We start from the raw sequence: 17,511 nt of genomic DNA, 5'->3' as shown, positions 1-17,511 counted from the left end.
GGCCTACTCCGGCACTACAAGCGCCGGGGTGTCCTTGCGGAGGGTTTCGCCGCGGAAGAATCCGGGGCGGACCCGCGCCATGATCAGCATGAACACAGCGCCGAGGACCAGGATGCCGACGCCGATGATGAACACCAGCCCGACGCCGAAGACTTCGGATCCGCTGCCGAAGGAAGGGGACCAGCTGTCCACGGCGGTCTGGATGAAGACCAGGGTAAGGACCACGCCGCCGATCACCGGGAAGAGCAAGCGCATGAAGAAGTTACGGACGCTGCTGAATACGCTGTGCCGGAAGTACCAGGCGCAAGCGAAGGCGGTCAAGGCGTAGTAGAAGCAGATCATCAGGCCGAGCGCCAGGATGGTGTCGTTCAGGACGTTTTCGCTGACGACCTTCATGATGGCGTAGAAGCCGCCCGAGATTGCTCCGGCCATGATGGTGGCGAAGCCCGGGGAGCCGTAGCGCTTGCTGACCGTGGAGAAGCGGTGCGGCAAGGCGCCGTAGTGGCCCATCGCGAGGAGGCTGCGGGCGGGGGAGGCCATGGTGGACTGCAGGGACGAGGCGGTTCCCGCGAGCACGGCGAGCGACATGAGGATGGCCAGCGGCCCCATGACCGGCGAAGCCAGCGCGGCGAACACGTTGGACTGGTTGTCCGGGTTGTTCAGGCCGATGCCTTCGCCGCCGATGCCGGCAACCATCATGGTTGCCACGATCACGGCGATGTAGAGACCCAGGACGGCGATGGCGGTAGTGGTTCCAGCCTTGCCGGCAGTGCCTTTGCCGCCCTTGGTTTCCTCGTTGACAGTCAGGCAGACGTCCCAGCCCCAGTAGACGAAGACGGCGAGGGACATGCCCGCTGCGAACTGCTCGAAGCTGCTGATCTTGCCAGGGTTGAACCAATCCCAGCTGAAGGCGATCGCCGTCGAAGTGTCTCCCGAGGCTGCATGGGTGAGGGACATGACGATGAAGACGCCCAGCACCACAACCTGGAATCCCACCATGGCGTACTGCACGAGCTTGGTAGCGTGCAGGCCCCGGTAGCTGACCCAGACGGCCAATGCCACGAACGTCAGGCAGGTGGCGATGTTCAGGGGCTTGTTGGAGGTGAGGTCCGCAAGTCCGGGATTGCCGAATACTTGCGCGAGGAAGAGGTAGAAGAAGTCCACGGCGACGCCGGCGAGGTTGGACAAGACGATGATGTTTGCTGCCAGCAGGCCCCATCCGCCCATCCATCCGATGAACGGGCCGAAGGCCTTGGTGGTCCAGGTGAAGCTGGTTCCGCTGTCCGGCGAGTCGGCGTTGAGCTCGCGGTAGGCGAAGGCCACCAGGATCATCGGGATGAACGCGACGATGAAGATGGCGGGCAATTGCAGGCCGACGGCATTGACGGCCGGGCCCAGTGAGCTGGTCAGGCTATAGGCGGGTGCCACGGAGGAAATACCAAGGACGACGACGGCGAGGAGCCCCAACTGCCCCGTCTTGAGTCCTTTGCCGGTAATGCCGTGCTCGGAGCCGGCGGGATCGTGCGCCTCTACTGCTTTCCTGGCACTTGGGCGGATTGTTTGAGTCATGTATTTGGCTCTTTCTAGATGGCCGGGGGTTGTTGCGGGGTGGTGCTGGCTTCGGGGCATGTCCGGGCCTTCCCTCCCAGGGGGTCATCAACGAGACGGGAGTCACTAAATGAATGACGTTCATTTAGTATGGACGCCGAGCGGCCACGGCGCAAGGGGTTTCCGGAATTCGACCAAAATTGTTTGGGCACGCGAAAGGGCAGGGCCAATACCGGCCCTGCCCTTGAAAGGTTTCCTCCTACAGCGTTTTCGCGGTAACCGCGAGGGCCACCTGGTAGTTGGTTTCCTGCAGCTTCAAGTCCAGGACCACCTTTCCTATGTCCGCGTCTTCGATGCCGGAGCGCTGCGCGTCCAGCGTGAGCTTCATGCCGTCGTTCGTGTCCTGCGCACTCAGGATCTTCGCCTGGCGCGCGCCTACTTCCGTCCGGCCCGCGATCACAGTGTTGATCCTGTCCGCGATCGCCGGTAAGCGGGCGCTCACGTTCGCGCCTGAGCGGATGTCCGCGACGACGTTGCTCACCAGCGCGAAAACGGAGCCGGCGCCGTCACCGAAGATCGCGCCGCCGTCGGCGTCTACCCGCACTGTCTGGTTGGCGTCGATCCTGCGCTCCACGGTACTCCCGGGCGTTCCGTTGAAGACCGGGGGAGTCGCGTTGTTGAACGCGCCGGAGGTATCGGAGCTTCCGGCGAAGATATTCCGCCCCAGGTATTGCGTGTTCGCTTGGGACAGCAGGTCCTTGTTGAGGCCTTCGAGTTCGACGGCGATCGCCTCCTTTGCGGGGTCGGTGAGGGAACCGTTCGCGGCCTGAATCGTGAGGTCCCGCACCCGATTGAGGATATTGGTGGTGGCTGGTTTGTTCGCGAACGCGTTGCAAGCGGCCGCGGCTTCGGAGATTGCGCCTCCCGTGCCGCCGGAAGCCCGCGCGAGCAAGGAGACCGCACCGGCGAGTTTTCCGCCGTCGAGCGGTACCGCGACGCCGGGCCGGTCCGCCCATTCCAACTGGACCGGGCCTCCGCCCGCGCCCATTGTCGGCTGGCCGGCCAAGGCGAGATCACGGTGCGACGTTCCGGACACGAGCGCATTGCCGCCAATGAAGACATCCACGGGGCCGTCGGCGTTGTCCCCGACGGTCCCGCCACCCAGCGAAGCGTGGTGCCGGCCTGGAGGAGGATACTGGCGGAAGCTGCCTCGCCCGGGTGGTTGGAGACTCCCTGCCCCGATGACCAAAAGCCGTGGAGCGCCGTCGAAATCCCGGCCGGTCCGGGCTCGCCGAGGGGTGTCTTGATCCTCTGCAGTTCAGTGGAGCGGAGGCCGGCGTAACCGGATTGGGCGCCCGTTGAACGCACGCCGGCATCCAGGAAGCTGTTGCCGAGCCGGGGGATTCCAGGCAAACGCCCGCATTATCACTACCTCGGGCGAGGTGCTCCAGGAGCTGAGCAACCTCAAGAGCTAGGGGAGCGCTACTTGTCCTGTGCTTCGGCGGTTTCCTGCTCGAAGTACAGGCCTTCCCACGGAGCGCAGCTCATCGTCGATGAACGGTGGCCGGGGTCCACGCTGACCGGTCGCGGCGCGTGGACCCGGGCGGCGGGCTTGCGGAAAACAAAGGGGGCGGAGATACGGTGCACGATGGCCATGATGGCTTCCTCTCTGAAGCTGGCAATCCAGTGATTACTACTCAAACCTAAATCAAAACTTGAACGTCATGTTCATTTTGTGAACGTACTCAAAGTATGGCATGAGTCACAAACCTTGGCAAGGCGCGTGCTTAGGCGCTCCCGTAGGAGCGCTTGCGGCGCGCCGATGCTTGCCGCAATACCAGGCTCGGGCTTAACTTTGGGCGTATATCCTGCATTACCGTTGCGGCGCGCCTTCCCCAACGCCCGCTTCGGCTCGCCGTTCCGGCCCGCAATGCACTGGGGGGTGCAGGCCGAGGTCATCACCCGCTCAAAACAGCACCCGCACCCCGCCCCCAAGGAGTGACAATGCGCAAAACGTTGCTCATCGTCAGCATGCTCTTGTTCCTCGACACCATCGTCCAGATCTACCTCGCCGCGTTCGGAGCCTTCAGTGAGAGGCTCATCGGCGAGGAATCATTCACTCCGCACATGCTCAATGGCCAAATCGTCATGCGGTCCCTCGCACTGCTGGCCATCCTGTTCGCCGCCCTCGCCCGCTCCGGGAAGTCGACCATCTGGCTCACGGTCGGCATCTTCCTCCTGACGTGGGTCCAGCTGCTCGTCTTCATCGTGGGCGGCATCCTCACGGGAGCGAGCGCGGAGAATCCCAGCATCCCGGGAGCCTGGACAGTATCCATCCACGCAGTCACCGGCCTGTTGATCATCTTCTCGGCGTACTGGCTCATGCTCCGCGCCCGTCGGCTCGACCGCACGGGAAGCGCCGTCATGGCCAGGACGCAGGAGCCGCTCGCGGCCTCCTCCTGATCGCAAGGCTAAGAAGCCCGTGCCCGCTTCGGCGGTCCTCGGCGTCGACCTGATCCTCGCCGCGTTGTGCGCGGCCTCCTGGATCAGCGCACTCGCCGCGTCCGTGATGCGGGCGCGGGCAACCATCCCTTCCTGGCTTCCGGCCTGGGCGGTTTCCGCGTGCGCAGGACTCAGCCTTTTGTTCGCGGTCGTGCGCGTCGTCGTCCTCCTTACGGGACGCGGCGAACTCGTGGGCGACCGGGTCGTGGGCTGCCTCGTCTTCACCATCCCGGGCGCGTTGATCGGAACCGCCACATTGACGCTCGCACGGCGCGCCGCCGTCGTCGTCCTTCCCGGACTCATCGCGGCTGCGGCCCTGACGACGGCGGGACTCCTCGCGGTGCTGACGCTCGGCACCCCGTCGGGCTGGCTCGCGCTCGCCGTCCTCGCCGTACTGGCGGTCCTCGCAAGCGCCGCCGGAAGCCTCGGGGTACGGCGTGGGTGGCGGAACCGCGCGAGCGTCGCCACGGGCTCGTTGGGAGTGGTGGTGCTCGTGGGTGCGCTCGCGGTTTCGTGGATGGACAGCAGGGCCGCACCGCCGTCGTCGTTCAGCGCCACCCACCATGCCGGAACAGGGGCCGCTCCGGGCGCCAAGCGCAGCGTGGACACGCTTCGCGCTCCGGCCGGAACCGCCCGCGTCCGTGAGTTCACCCTCCACGCACGCAGCGAACGCGTCACGCTCGACGACGGCACCCGGGTTGACGCCCTCACGTTCGGCTCCCTGCCCGGTCCGGAACTACGCGCGACCCAAGGTGAAACGGTCAAAGTCACGCTCGTGAACGACGACGTACCGGACGGAGTGACGCTCCACTGGCACGGCTACGACGTCCCGAATGCGATGGACGGCGTGCCGGGAGTGACGCAGGACGCCGTCATGCCGGGCGGAAGTTTCACCTACGAATTCCCCGCCGCGCAGACCGGGACGTATTGGTACCACACGCACCAAAACGCGGCTGCCAACGTGCCGAAAGGCCTCTACGGAGCGCTCATTGTCGACCCTCCAGCGGGGCCCGCTCCCGGGGTCCTTGACTTGTCCGTCCCGGTGCACTCCCTCGGCGGCGCGACGCTCTTTGGGAGCCACTCAGCCACATGGACGCAGGACGCGGCGCCTGGAACACGGGTGCGGCTCCGGATCATCAACACCGACCAAACGACGCAGCGGTTCAGTGTTGCCGGGGTGTCCTTCCGGCTCGCAGCGGTCGACGGCGGCGAACTCGGTACCGCCGACGGCGCACTCGGCGCGGTGAACGGCGGCGAGTTGAGCGGCACTGCATTGCCGCTGGCCGCGGGCGGACGCTACGACGTCGAACTCACCATGCCCGGGCACGCTGTGCAGCTCGCGCTTGAAGGCGCCCGCGCGGGTGGCCTCTCGCTCGTTCCGCCCGGCTCGGCAGCGGTCCCGGCGGCCCGGTTCGTGTCCGGCCCCGAACTGGACCTCGCGACGTACGGGCCGCCCGCGGCGAATCCCGCGCCAACCGCGAACACTTCCGCCACCTACGTCCTGGACCACCTGATCCGTTTCGTCGACGGCGTCCCGCGCTTCGCGTTCACCGTCAATGGAGCCGTGTACCCCAACATCACCCCGCTTGTGGTGGAAGAGGGCGACAAGGTCCAGGTCACCATCGTCAACCGCAGCGACGACGTGCATCCGATGCATCCGCACGGCCACCACGTGCGCGTACTTTCGATCGATGGCCGGGCTGTCTCGGCGGACCTGCGGATGGACAGCCTCGAGGTGCGGCCGGGCCAGGTGTGGACTGTGTTGTTGACGGCGGACAATCCGGGCATCTGGATGGACCACTGCCACAACCTCTCCCATGCGCGGGACGGCATGATGTTCCACCTCGCGTACGGCGGCATCTCCTCGCCGTACAACCACGACGGCGGTTCGCGGAACCACCCGGAGTAAGCGGTGCGGCGAGCATGTGGTGCGCACCCAGTAAACTCGCAGCCTTCGTCCGGCTACCCCTCGGTCTTCCGGTTCTATTCTGAGAAGGTGGAACAGCGTCCGGCAGTAGAGAATCATGACAGCGAAACTGGGGATCGCCCCGAGGCCCGATGGAGGCTGAGCCGGCGCAAGTTGCTCTCCGGGGCAGGGGTGGCTGGCGCGGGTATCCTCGTCGGCGTCGGCATCGCGAGGACGGGGCTGCTGCCCGGTGCGGGCGCAGCCGCCGGTTCGGCTCCCGTTCCCGTTGGGGGAGCAACGCCGATACCATCGCCGTCGTCGTCACCCACAGGTTCGGCGGCTCCGCAGCCGGCCGTCTCCTTTGTTTCCACCGCCTTGACGGCACCCCGCGTTGCCAGTTGGACCACCGGCCCTACCGGCTCGGGACTGTTGTTCGTGGGCCCGATGGGCAACGGGTCCAACGGCCTCATCATGGACAATCGGGGTGAACCCGTGTGGATGGAACCCACTGGTTCCGGTGTCACCGACCTTCGCGTGCAGACGTTCGAAGGCAAACCCGTCCTGACCTACTGGACCGGGATTGGAAAGGGAGGACACGGCGAAGGAAAGGGCATCATCAAGGACGCCAGCTACCGCACCATCGCCGAGGTCAATGCCGGCAACGGACAGCAGGCCGATCTCCACGAGTTCACCATCACTTCGGCCGGAACCGCCTTGATGATCTCCTACCCGACCGTCCAGCATGACTTGACCTCCGTGGGCGGACCGGCCCAGGGGTACATGTTCGATTGCCACGTCCAGGAGATCGCCATACGCTCCGGCGCTGTCCTTTTCGACTGGACCGCTTCCGAGCACATCGACATCACGGAGAGCTACCTGCGCGCCTCGGACAACGCCAACGCGAACGGCTCCGACGCATCCAAGGCCTACGATCCGTTCCACCTCAATTCCGTGGACGAGAGCGGCGCCGACCTCCTGGTGTCGTCCCGGCACACCCACACGGCCTACCTCGTGGGGCGTCCGGACGGGAAAATCCAATGGCGACTCGGCGGAAAGCGAAGCGACTTCACAATGCCGGCGAACGCTGTCTTCGCGTGGCAGCACGATGTCCGCCGGCGGCCCAACGGCATCATCAGCATGTTCGACAACCACTACAACCAAGGCAACACCGGCACGTCCCGCGGACTGTTGCTGGCCGTCGACGAGAAGGCGCGGACCGCCGTCGTGCACCAGGAATTCAGCAGGGGCGGCCACCGGGGCGATGCCGAAGGGAACGTGCAATTCCTGGACAACGGGCACGTCCTCGTCGGCTGGGGCGCAGATCCCGCGGTCACCGAGTTCACGCCCGACGGCAATGCAGTGTTCGAGGCCACGGGCCTCGGCAACGCTTCCTACCGGTCGTACCGCTCCGCGTGGACGGGCCGGCCGGACACGCTCCCGGACATCGCCGCGGTCCCGGGCAACGGATCCACCATGCAGCTTTACGCGAGTTGGAATGGAGCCACCGAGGTCGCCAAATGGAGGTTCCTGACGGAGAGCGCACCAGAGGCGATGGCCGAAGCGGTGACGGTTCCGCACCGTGGATTCGAGACCTCGACGGCGGTTGCTGTGTCTTCGCGGGCGGCCGTGGAGGCCTTGGACAAGTCCGGCAACGTCCTGGCACGGTCGGTGGTCATCGCCACCTGAGGGGCCTTGGCCGCGCGGCGCGCTACGGCAGGATGTGTTCGTGCGCCGCGGCCTCGAGCGCTTCGGCCTCGGCTTTGGCCAGCCGGGTCTCGCCCTCCACATCGATTCGCCTGGTGAGCAGCCAGTAGAGCACGGCCGAGACCGGCAATCCGACGAACAAGGAGATGTCCGTGCCCTGCATGGCCTGCGCAATGAACCCGACGAAGAGCTTGCCCGCAGAGAAGAACGGGATCATCACCGCGAAGCCCACGAGGTAGGCGATGATTCCGGGCCAACCCCACCGTCCATAAATGCCGTCGGGTTTGAAGATCTCCGCGATGGCGTAGTGGCCCTTGCGGACAATGAAGTAGTCGGTGAGGTTGACCGCGGTCCAGGGAATGAAGAAGTACAGGACCAGCAGCAGGAAGTCATTGAAGTTGGTCAGGAAATCCGATGACGCAAGGTTGGCCAGGACCACGGAAATGAGGGCCGTGATGCCGATCGTGATGATCCGGAGCCGCAACGTGGGCCGGATCTGGCGAAGGCTATCGATGGACGAGATCAGCGTGAGCGAACCGCCGTACATGTTCAGGGCGGTCACGGACAACAAGCCCAGGGCCGCGATGAACAAGGCGATGGCGCCGAACCCGCCGAAGAGTTGGTCCGCGGTGGATTTGATGGAGCCGATGGTCTCGAAGTTCTCGCCCGCGGCCGCGCCGATGTACGAACCGAGGAACATCACCCAGATACCGCCGAGGGCGCTGCCCCAGAACGTCCACCGGAAGGTTCCGCGTCCGCTGGACGGCGGAAGGTAACGGGAGTAGTCCGAGACGTAGATGGCCCAGGAGATCTGGTAACCGGCGGCAACTCCCAATTGGCCGAGGAACGGGACGAGGTGGAAGTCGGCCAGGTTGTAGGCACCGGCGGGGATGGCGAGTTTGAAGGCTGCCACCGTGAGCAATGCGAGCATGGCGATGGTCAAGTAGGTCAGGTAGCGCTCGAAGGCGTGGATGAGGTCGTAACCGAAGAGCGCCACAACCACGGCAATGATGGTGATCACCCAGAGCCAGAGGGTCTCCGAGCCGACGTTGATCGATTCGTTCACTGCCTGGCTCGCGAGGATGGTGTTGAAGATGTTGAATCCGGCGTATTGCAGATAGGCGAACAGCCACACCAGCAGGGCGCCGATGTAGCCGAATTGCGGGCGGGACTGGATCATCTGCGGCAAGCCGAGCGTGGGACCCTGCGATGAGTGGGCTGCCATGAACAGCGTGCCGACCAGGACCCCGATGGCTATCGCGAGCAAGGACCAGATGAGGTTGCCACCAGTGGTGATGCTGATGAGTCCCACGGCGAGGGTGGCGATCTGGGCGTTGCTGACGAACCATAGCGGTCCGATGTGCGAAACCTTGCCGTGCCGCTCGTTCAGCGGTACGTAGTCGATCGACCGGACCTCCAGTCCGCGGCCCGATCCCTTGTCCGTCATCGCGCTCATGGTGCATCTCCTTAGACGCCGCAATGCATCCTTGCTCTGGTTTAGCACAACGGGAGTAGGCCGGCGTCTATCGTCCGGTATATCGGACAAGAAAACAGCGCTTTCCGGTGATCACGGTCACATCGCATGCTCTGATTGATTCTCAGTTGGGGACATCGGAATTTGGTTGCCAAAGTGAGGATCAGGCATGCAAGCCACAGGAAAAGCGGGAACAAGCGGAGCGCGCGTAGAGCGCCGCTCCATTGACTTTGTCCCGGAAAATGAACGGCACGGCTCTCCGGCCCAGCAGTTCACGCTCTGGTTCGGAGCGAACATGCAGATCACGGCCATTGTCGATGGCGCCTTGGCCGTGCTGTTCGGCGCCGACGCCTTGTGGGCGATCATCGGCCTCCTCCTCGGGAACCTCCTGGGCGGTGCGGTCATGGCGCTCCACGCAGCCCAGGGACCGAAGCTCGGCCTGCCGCAAATGATCTCCAGCCGCGCGCAGTTCGGGATTTTCGGGGCCGTGATTCCCTTGGTGCTGGTGGTTGTCATGTACCTCGGATTCGCCGCCACCGGGACCGTGCTCGCGGGCCAGGCCGTGGACCAGATCCTGCAGACCGGCACTCCCGCCGTCGGCATGGTCCTCTTCGGCGCGCTGACAGTGCTCGTGGCCACCCTCGGCTACAAATACATCCACATGCTCGGCCGGATCGCCACCATTGTCGGCGTCCTCGGCTTCACCTACCTTGGCATCAAGCTGCTCGCCAGCCAGGACGTCGGCGCGCTGCTGGCCCCGGGCACCTTCGAGTTCCCCACCTTCCTGCTGGCCATTTCGCTGGGCGCCGGATGGCAATTGACCTACGGCCCGTATGTTGCCGACTACTCCCGGTACCTGCCCGCCAGCACCCCGGCGCGCAAGACGTTCATGTCGGCCTACCTGGGGACCGTGCTCGGTTCCCAGTGGTCCATGACGCTTGGCGCATTGTTTGCCGCCTTGGCCTTGCCCAAGGGATCCCGCTTCCTGGACGGACAGGTCGCCTTCCTTGGAAACCTGAGCGGCGGCGGAGTGATCGCGGTGGTCATCTACCTGGTCATCGTGACTGGAAAGCTGACCGTCAACACCCTCAACGCCTACGGCGGCTACATGACCATGCTGACCTCGGTCACGGCGTTCACGCGCAAGTCAGTGGTCGCTTCCTGGACTCGCTTCGCCTATGTCATTGGTTTCATTGGACTCTCCGTGCTCATCGCCGTGCTGGCGTCGCCCGATTTCATCGCGAACTTCAAGAACTTCGTCCTGCTCCTGCTCATGGTGTTCATCCCCTGGAGCTCCATCAACCTGGTGGACTACTACCTCATTTCCAAGGAAAAGGTGGACATCCCGGCCCTCTACAACGTCAACGGACGCTATGGCCGCTGGAACAAGACCGCCCTGTTCAGCTACGGGATCGGCATCGTTGCCCAGATTCCGTTCCTCGCCCAGACCCTCTACACCGGCCCCATGACCGACTTGCTGGGCGGTGCCGATATTTCCTGGCTCGTGGGACTCGTGGTCACGGCGCTGGTGTTCTACCCCTTGGCGAAGCGGAATTCCACGGCGCCGTCGCACATGATCTACCCGACGGAACTCGGCTCGGACGCAAACGATTCCCTCGAGGGCTCCGTGGCCGACACCGCGACAGCCTAGGCCTGGGTGCCGAGCCTTCGGGAAATTTCCCTGGCGCACCTCGTGACTTCCGGAACCCATTCGCGCGCAAGGTCTTCGATGCGGATTGCCCGTTCTTCGGCGGTCTCGGAGTCCTGGTCTCGGCGCCGTGTGCCGCCGGGAAAGGCACGGTTCGACACCGTCAGCGTCACGCTGGCCACGGGATAGCGCTGCCGGTCGAGGACAGCGACGGCGACGGAGGAAAACCCTTCGGTGACCTCGTCCTGCTCCCATGCGTATCCGAGTGACCGGGCCCGCGCCAACAGGTCCTGCAATGCGGGCAAGGACTGCGGACCGTTGCTGTGGCGTTCTGCGAAGGCCTCCGGGCCGGGAAAGAGCGCTGCCACTTGGGAGGGGTCCATTTGGGCCATCATCGCCCGACCGCTGGCGGTCAGGTGGGCAGGGAGCCGGACGCCCGTGTCCGTGACCAGGGGCCGTTGGCGTGGTGCACGTTCCTCAATGACGTACACCACGTCACGGCCGTGCATCACGGCCAAATGAGCGGTCCGCCGGGTCCGGGCGACGAGCCGGGAGAGCGGGTGGCGTGCGATTCGCTGGATCGGAGCTTGCCGCGAATACCCTGTCCCGAGCTCATGGGCGGTCACTCCGAGGGCATACTTGCGTTCCTCGGGCAGGTGGACCAGGAACCCATCGTCGATCAGCGAAGCAATGAGTTGGTAGGTGGTGGAGCGGGGGAGGCCAACATCGCGGGCAATGATGGACGCGCTGACCGGCCCGGCCTGTCCCGCGACGTACCTCAGAACCGCCAACACTTGCGTCGCGGCGGGCGACTTCGGCCGCAAGGCATGACTGTTCATCGTCCCAGAATACGCCGCCAATTGTCCGGTATATCGGACTGGTGCCGCATCCGCCTACAGCAATCCCTCAAGCCGTCTTCGCGCGGTTTCCGCGGTCCGGCGTTCCTGGCTGGCCAGACGGGCCGCCACCCTACGGTTCCGCTCGGCCATCGTCACAGCCCACTCCGTCGACGCGAGCTCTTGCTGCAGCGCGGCAAGCCTGTCCTTGGCGGCCTTGACGTCAGCGGCAAGCCGTTCGCCGCGGCGCATCGCCTCGTCCTTTTCCCGCTCCGCTTTGGCGAGTTCGACGTCGGCCTCCTCCGCAGTCCTTTCGGCTTCCGCAAGTGCCGCCCGCGCTTTTTCGCGCTCGCGTTCGCGTTCCGCACGGACGCGCTCCGGCCCGCCGTCGTCGGGCGCTTCCACCGGGCTAGGGACGCTCGGAACCGGCAGCGGTTCCATCAAGGAATCCGGCACCGCGACGGCGTCAGTGAGGTCCACGGCCTCGATCCCGTCCGTCGACAACGCCCGCACCAACCGCCCACTGCGGACCGCGCCCGCCGCGCCGGGATCGGACATGGCAGCCCGCAGGGTCGCCTCGACTTCCATCGCGGCAGCGCCGCTCACCTTGACGCCCTGTCCTTCGGCCGCGTTCCTGGCCTGCTCGACGGCGGCAGCCAGCACCCGCGGGCGCTGCTGGCCGAGTGCACGCAGGCGCTCGGCGTCTTGTTGCTCGGTCGCCGCCACGAGCGCGGTCCCGAGTTCCAAGACCCCGGCGAACTCCTTGGCACGGTTCCGCACCAGCAGGTTGACGGCCCACGCCGACGTCGAGGGCTTGGGCAGGCGCGTGATCTGTTGCGCCAGTTCCTTGTCCCCGGACGATTTGGCGTCCTTGGCACGGGCGCTCCTGGCCGCCGTGAACGCGGACGGAACCAAGGTATAGAGCTCGACGGCGATCCCTGCCAGGTCCTCCACGCTCAGCCCACCAGCCCGCTCGGCGTCCTACTCGGCGAAGAATTCAGCCAGAGCGCCCGCCATGACTTTCGGTTCCCAACTGTGGTTTGCGCCGGGAATGGTCTTCTTGGCGGCTCCCGGGATGTTGGCCGTGATTGCGTCGGCCGCTTCCGTCATGATCGTTTGCGTTTGTTCGCCGAGGAGGACCAAGGTGGGCTGCTTGACGCCGGACCAAAGCTCGGCGCGCGGCGCGGATTGGGTCCAAGCGAGGGATTCGGAATCCGCTGAGAGGCTGGGGCCGATTTCCATCATGATCGGCCAACCCGGGCTGTTCTTGGCGCCCGCCAGCCATTCCGGCGGCATGTCCTTCATGAAGTACTCGATGGTGCCGGCTTTGTCTCCGGAACCGATGCGCTCGCGAAGGCCGGCGAGGAACTCTGCGCCGTCGGTGCCCAGCTCGGCCCGTAGCGGCACTTCCCAGAGGGCCAGCTTCGTGACGGGAAGTCCGGCCGCTGCCGCCGCCAAGGAGATGGCGCCGCCGGACGAGCTTCCGTAGAGCGCGGCTTCGCCTCCGGCGACCTCGATGAGTGCGGAGAGGTCGTCGAGTTCGTCCTGCAAGGTGAATGAGCTGGTCTCGGCGCTTTCGCCCCGGCCGCGCCGGTCATAGTTCAAGACAGTGAAGCCTTGTGCGGCGAGCTGCTTTCCCATTTCCACCGTGGTGGGATCGAACCCCCGGAACTGCATGGCTCCCCCCACCAGGATGACTGCCGGTCCGTCGCCGTGCCGCTCGTAAGCGATGCGGGTTCCGTCTTTCGAGTTCGCAAATTCGGACATTCCAAAATCCTTTGAATCAGCCGACAATAGTTCCTCAACTCTCGTGCCGCCTCCGCACGGGGTCAAGGGGAAGCTCTTGCAGCCCGCCTGGAAGTTCTTAAGAGCTTCTTAAACGGCTGGGGGGAAGCTGGAAACAGGCCGCCAACGGCCGCGACCCCGAGCTGGAGAATCTCATGCCACTACCCGTCAACCGGAACGCTTCCCCGGAAGGCCGCGCTTCCGCCGTCGTCCGCGAAAGGGTGCCGCTGCTGCCGCAGCCTAAATACTGGCTCTTGTGGGCGATTGTGCTCTCAGCGTTGGTCCTCGCCATCGGCTTCACTGTGAAAACGATGCCGGGCGTGACCACCAGCGAGCTCGGCGTGGACCAGGACCTGAGCCTGCACCACATCGCGGCGCTGACGGCGGTGGCGATGACCATCAATACGCTCTTCGGGCCTGTTGGCGGAGCTTGCGTTATCTTCGTGATCGCGTTGTATCTTTTCGCGGTCCGCAAATCCTTGGTCCGGACAACCATGTTCGTGCTGGTCGCATGCTCGGGCTGGGCGGCCAGCGAAGTGTTCAAACTCATCGTTGCCCGCCACCGGCCGAATCCCGCCCTGCTGTTTGACCCCCTTGCCCCTGAAACGGGTTCCAACAGCTTTCCGAGCGGACACACGAGCTTCGCCGTAGCGCTCGCGTTCGCCGTGTACTTCCTGGTCCGGGGAACGCGCTGGGCCACGTTCACCGCGTGGGCCGGGGCCATCGTCGCGGTGGTTGTCGCCTGGTCCAGGCTCTATATCGGGGTCCACTATCCCAGTGATGTGATCGCGTCCTTCTTCGCCGCCACTGCCGCCGTCGTCGCTTTGGCCGGGCTCTGGAACCGGTACGCCCCACGAATCCTGGAACGGCGTCTGCTGGGATCAACGGAGGGCGAAGCCGCAGCGCGGGGTGCTACGCCGGGGCTCGCGATTGCCGACGGCACGCCGGAAGGCAGGGGAGCCTGATGTTTGATCCTACGACTCTCCTCCAGGGCCTCGGGCCCGCAGCCTTGGGCATCGTCGCTCTCATTGTGTTCATCGAGTCCGGGCTGCTCTTCCCTTTCCTGCCGGGTGACTCCTTGTTGTTCACCGCGGGACTGCTGCACCAGCAACTGCAGGTCGGCTTGCCGGTGTTGATCGCCATCGTCTCGGTGGCCGCCGTCGCGGGGGACCAGGTCGGCTACTTGCTGGGCCGCAGGTTCGGCAGGCGCTGGTTCAAGGATGACGCCAAAGTCATGAAAACCGCCCACTTGCAAGCGGCCGAGGACTTCTTCGCGCGGCGTGGCGGCCCGGCCATCGTGCTGGCCCGCTTCGTTCCCGTGGTGCGGACGTTCGCCCCGCTGGCTGCCGGTGCTGCGCGCTATGGCTACAAGTCCTTCACCTTGTGGAACATTGCGGGGGCCGTGATTTGGGGAACATCCGTGACCCTGCTCGGCGCGTGGTTGGGCCACTTCGAGTTTGTCGCCAAGAACATCGACGTCATCGCCGTGATCATGGTCCTGGTCTCGGTGCTGCCGTGGGGAGTCGAGTTCCTGAAGCGCCGGAAGGCGGCTGCAGCGGCCGCTGCCGATACTGAAGACAACACCGTGGGCGCCGTGGACGGGCGTGCGGGCGAGTAGTCCCGCACGTCGGGGAAGAATGGACCCATGACAACAGCTGAGCGTCCTTCCATCCTCCTGGTTGAAGACGACGCCGCCCTGGGTCCACTCATCGCCGAACTGCTTGAGGACGACTTCTCGGTCCACCTTGCCGTCAACGGCCAGGACGGCCTCCACCTTGGCCTGACGCAGGTGTGGGACGCCATGGTCATAGACCGCGGGCTTCCCCTCCTGGACGGTATCGCGTTGGTGTCGGCCCTGCGGTCCAAGGGAATTGCCACCCCCATCCTCATCCTGACCGCCTTGGGCGCCACCGAGGAGAAGATCCGCGGGCTCGACGCCGGCGCGAACGACTACATGAGCAAACCGTTCGACGCCCTGGAACTGGCCGCACGCTTGCGCGCCCTCACCAGGACGTACGGCCGGCCGCCCGCGACCCTCGGCATCGGGGATTGGGAGTTCGACGCCGGTGCCCGCTCCATGCGCTCGACGTACGGTCCCGTAGTCACGCTGACGGCGAAGGAAGCGTCCCTGTTGGAGGCGCTGGCGAGCGAACCGGAGCGGGTCTTCACCCGCGAAGAACTCATCAGTACCCTGTTTCATCCGACGGACCAACCCGGCGTCATCGACACTTACGTCCATCATTTGCGCCGGAAAATATCCAAAGCGGTGATCCGCACCGTCCACGGCCTCGGCTACCAGATCGGCGAGCCCCATGACTGAGAACCTCCGCCATGAGTGAGAACACTGACCAGGTGACGCTCCGCAAGGCGTCACTGAAGATCGCCGCCCGGATCAGCGCAGCCTGCGCGGTCCTGGTGCTCATCCTGCTGGCGGCCGCCGCCATCTACCTCTTCAACAGGCCGCTCCAACCCGGAGTTCGCGGTTCCTCGGACCCCGACTCGGTCTATGCCTTCCTGGACACCAAGGACCTTTTGAAGGCCATGATCGTTGCGGGCGCTGTAGGGATTGTGCTCGCCGGCGCGATCGGTTGGCTCAGCGCACGGAGCGCCATCCGGCCCCTCGGTGACGCCTTGGCATTGCAACGGCGGTTCGTCCAGGACGCGAGCCACGAATTGCGCACGCCCTTGGCAATCCTCGACGCCCGCGTCCAACTCGCCCAACGCGGCACCGCGCCCGACTCCGCCACCGGACAGGCCCTCGCACGCATCCGCAGCGACACCGCCACCCTCACCGGAATCGTCAACGAGCTGCTCGTGGCCGCCACCGGTTCGCCCCGGGGAGCCGCGGTCGAGCCGAGCGATCTCGCCGCCGTCGCGTCCGCCGTCGTCGACAGTTTGCAGGAACTCGCGGGGGAGCAGGGCGTCAGCGTCACTCTGACGCAAACCTCGCGGCCGCTCGCGGCGATCGACGGCAGCGCGTTCAGGCGGGCGCTCCTCGCACTCGCCGACAACGCGCTCGCGCACACGCCGCGGGGAGGCCGGGTGGAAATCACGACGGCGGCACTCGGCAACAGGGCCGTGGTCACCGTCGCTGACTCGGGACCCGGCATCAAGGGAGTTGACCAGGCCCGGATCTTCGAGCGCTTCGTGCGGACGCCCAGGCCGGAAAGTTTGCGTGGCGAAGGCTCCCGCGGCCAACGCAGCTTCGGAATCGGCCTCGCGCTGGTCCGTGAAATCATCACCGGCGCCGGTGGAACCGTGGGCGTCGAGAAGAGCGGACCACGGGGAACCGTCATGAAGATTTCCCTGCCCCTAGCCGCATCCGGAGCGCCTCGAAAGGGAACGCCTCCAACAGGAGCAGCGTCGTCATGAATGCCGCTGCGGCAAGCCCCCGAGTATTACGGCAGCCGCGAGGGCCGAAGCAGCTTGGCCTCGCCCGCCTTCGCGGGTTCGAGGGGGACCGGGCTGATGAGTAACGCCGGACCGCGGTGGAGGACGCCGCTCGATAACGGTTGGCACCGCACACCTCCGCGTCCGCGCATGGCGGCGTGCGCTCCTGGGGCGAGGACTTGGTCCATCCAGGCACATGGGTGGGCAGGCCGACCGCCCCGCAACAGCACCCTGCTGCCTGGCCCGCCGCTCCCGGACTCCAGCGCGAATTCCTGCCCGACCAGCGGTGCCAGATGCGCGCCGCGGAGGACAATGTTGCGGCGGGTGAGCAACGGATCGAACGGCGCGGCGCCCAGCTCCGCCGCGATGGCTTCCAAGGCCTCGACGGCGAAGAGCGTCACCGCGGCATCCATGTGCGCGGCCTTCCCGAAGAAGCGGTCACCAACGATGCCCTTTCCCTGGACCACTTCCACACTCCCGGCATCGGTAGTGGGCACATCGGCAGCACCGTCGCGGGCGCGTCCGAAATACGCGTGACCTGGGGAGACGAGGAGGTGCAGTATCTCGACGTCGTAGCGATAGCTTTCCGTCATGCAACTACCGTAGTCCCGGCTTTGACGATTGCGCCTCCGCGACGAAGCCTGCTAGGCTCCAAGCGATCGTGATCCAGACGCAGGAGGTGAGACCCATGTACGCAGTATCCACAGTGGGCGCTCCC

The 17,511-nt window shown here is 65.4% G+C and carries 16 protein-coding genes; 8 read left to right on the top strand and 8 right to left on the bottom strand.

Features of this window, described 5'->3' with window-relative positions; genetic code table 11:
• Positions 1-3: 3 nt before the first annotated feature.
• The 3 genes from E1809_RS05750 to E1809_RS26560 all read right to left on the bottom strand — a co-directional run bounded on the left by E1809_RS05750 (position 4) and on the right by E1809_RS26560 (position 3,204).
• Entirely contained in the window at positions 4-1,569 is a 1,566-nt protein-coding gene (locus E1809_RS05750; protein ID WP_133203262.1) for an APC family permease, read from the bottom strand.
• Between the two features lie 238 nt (positions 1,570-1,807).
• Positions 1,808-2,674, bottom strand: a complete 867-nt coding sequence (locus E1809_RS05745; RefSeq protein WP_235835467.1) for a flagellin N-terminal helical domain-containing protein — start codon at positions 2,672-2,674, stop codon at positions 1,808-1,810.
• A 356-nt stretch (positions 2,675-3,030) separates the two neighbouring features.
• Positions 3,031-3,204 carry a hypothetical protein gene (locus E1809_RS26560; protein ID WP_165962213.1) on the bottom strand — a complete coding sequence of 58 codons (174 nt, stop codon included), beginning with the start codon at positions 3,202-3,204 and terminating at the stop codon, positions 3,031-3,033.
• 348 nt (positions 3,205-3,552) lie between these two features.
• On the opposite strand from E1809_RS26560, the gene E1809_RS26555 reads away from it, so the two are divergent.
• The 3 genes from E1809_RS26555 (at position 3,553) to E1809_RS05730 (ending at position 7,642) form a co-directional block, all read left to right on the top strand.
• Entirely contained in the window at positions 3,553-4,011 is a 459-nt protein-coding gene (locus E1809_RS26555) for a DUF6220 domain-containing protein (RefSeq protein ID WP_165962212.1), read from the top strand.
• Positions 4,012-4,030: 19 nt separating this feature from the next.
• Entirely contained in the window at positions 4,031-5,959 is a 1,929-nt protein-coding gene (locus E1809_RS05735; RefSeq protein WP_133203260.1) for a multicopper oxidase family protein, read from the top strand.
• A gap of 87 nt (positions 5,960-6,046) precedes the next feature.
• Complete coding sequence (locus E1809_RS05730) at positions 6,047-7,642, top strand: arylsulfotransferase family protein (RefSeq protein ID WP_133203259.1); 1,596 nt, start codon at positions 6,047-6,049, stop codon at positions 7,640-7,642.
• Between the two features lie 22 nt (positions 7,643-7,664).
• On the opposite strand, the gene E1809_RS05725 is transcribed toward E1809_RS05730, so the two are convergent.
• Positions 7,665-9,116: a purine-cytosine permease family protein gene (locus E1809_RS05725; RefSeq protein ID WP_133203258.1), complete on the bottom strand. Its 1,452-nt coding sequence runs from the start codon at positions 9,114-9,116 to the stop codon at positions 7,665-7,667.
• A 187-nt stretch (positions 9,117-9,303) separates the two neighbouring features.
• Between E1809_RS05725 and E1809_RS05720 the strand changes: the two genes are divergently transcribed.
• On the top strand, positions 9,304-10,785 hold the full coding sequence (locus E1809_RS05720; protein ID WP_133203257.1) for a purine-cytosine permease family protein: 1,482 nt from the start codon (positions 9,304-9,306) through the stop codon (positions 10,783-10,785).
• On the opposite strand, the gene E1809_RS05715 is transcribed toward E1809_RS05720, so the two are convergent.
• From E1809_RS05715 to E1809_RS05705, 3 genes are read right to left on the bottom strand one after another with little or no spacing between them, the layout of a single operon-like run.
• The gene (locus tag E1809_RS05715) at positions 10,782-11,621 is read right to left on the bottom strand and encodes an IclR family transcriptional regulator (RefSeq protein ID WP_133203256.1); all 840 of its coding nucleotides are present in this window, start codon (positions 11,619-11,621) and stop codon (positions 10,782-10,784) included. The two genes, E1809_RS05720 and E1809_RS05715, sit on opposite strands and share 4 nt — an antisense overlap.
• Positions 11,622-11,675: 54 nt before the next feature.
• On the bottom strand, positions 11,676-12,572 hold the full coding sequence (locus E1809_RS05710) for a hypothetical protein (protein WP_133203255.1): 897 nt from the start codon (positions 12,570-12,572) through the stop codon (positions 11,676-11,678).
• Positions 12,573-12,599: 27 nt separating this feature from the next.
• Positions 12,600-13,385, bottom strand: coding sequence for an alpha/beta fold hydrolase (locus tag E1809_RS05705; protein WP_133203254.1), 786 nt, complete (start codon positions 13,383-13,385; stop codon positions 12,600-12,602).
• Positions 13,386-13,558: 173 nt separating this feature from the next.
• Here E1809_RS05705 and E1809_RS05700 point away from each other — a divergent pair, with 173 nt between their 5' ends.
• The 4 genes from E1809_RS05700 to E1809_RS05685 are packed head-to-tail and all read left to right on the top strand — an operon-like array spanning position 13,559 to position 16,775.
• The gene (locus tag E1809_RS05700) at positions 13,559-14,368 is read left to right on the top strand and encodes a phosphatase PAP2 family protein (protein ID WP_133203253.1); all 810 of its coding nucleotides are present in this window, start codon (positions 13,559-13,561) and stop codon (positions 14,366-14,368) included.
• On the top strand, positions 14,368-15,021 hold the full coding sequence (locus E1809_RS05695; RefSeq protein WP_133203252.1) for a DedA family protein: 654 nt from the start codon (positions 14,368-14,370) through the stop codon (positions 15,019-15,021). Before E1809_RS05700 ends, E1809_RS05695 begins: the two co-directional genes overlap by 1 nt.
• Before the next feature lie 27 nt (positions 15,022-15,048).
• Positions 15,049-15,723: a response regulator transcription factor gene (locus tag E1809_RS05690; protein ID WP_133203251.1), complete on the top strand. Its 675-nt coding sequence runs from the start codon at positions 15,049-15,051 to the stop codon at positions 15,721-15,723.
• Between the two features lie 11 nt (positions 15,724-15,734).
• Positions 15,735-16,775: a sensor histidine kinase gene (locus E1809_RS05685; protein ID WP_133203250.1), complete on the top strand. Its 1,041-nt coding sequence runs from the start codon at positions 15,735-15,737 to the stop codon at positions 16,773-16,775.
• 26 nt (positions 16,776-16,801) lie between these two features.
• Here the strand turns inward: E1809_RS05685 and E1809_RS05680 are convergent, their stop codons facing one another.
• Positions 16,802-17,386 carry an MOSC domain-containing protein gene (locus tag E1809_RS05680; RefSeq protein ID WP_133203249.1) on the bottom strand — a complete coding sequence of 195 codons (585 nt, stop codon included), beginning with the start codon at positions 17,384-17,386 and terminating at the stop codon, positions 16,802-16,804.
• Positions 17,387-17,511: the final 125 nt, after the last annotated feature.

It is taken from the genome of Arthrobacter terricola, assembly GCF_004354015.1.
Classification (GTDB): Bacteria; Actinomycetota; Actinomycetes; order Actinomycetales; family Micrococcaceae; genus Arthrobacter; species Arthrobacter terricola.
Note: the sequence above shows the minus strand (reverse complement) of the source record. Positions and strands in the feature narration are given on the sequence as shown.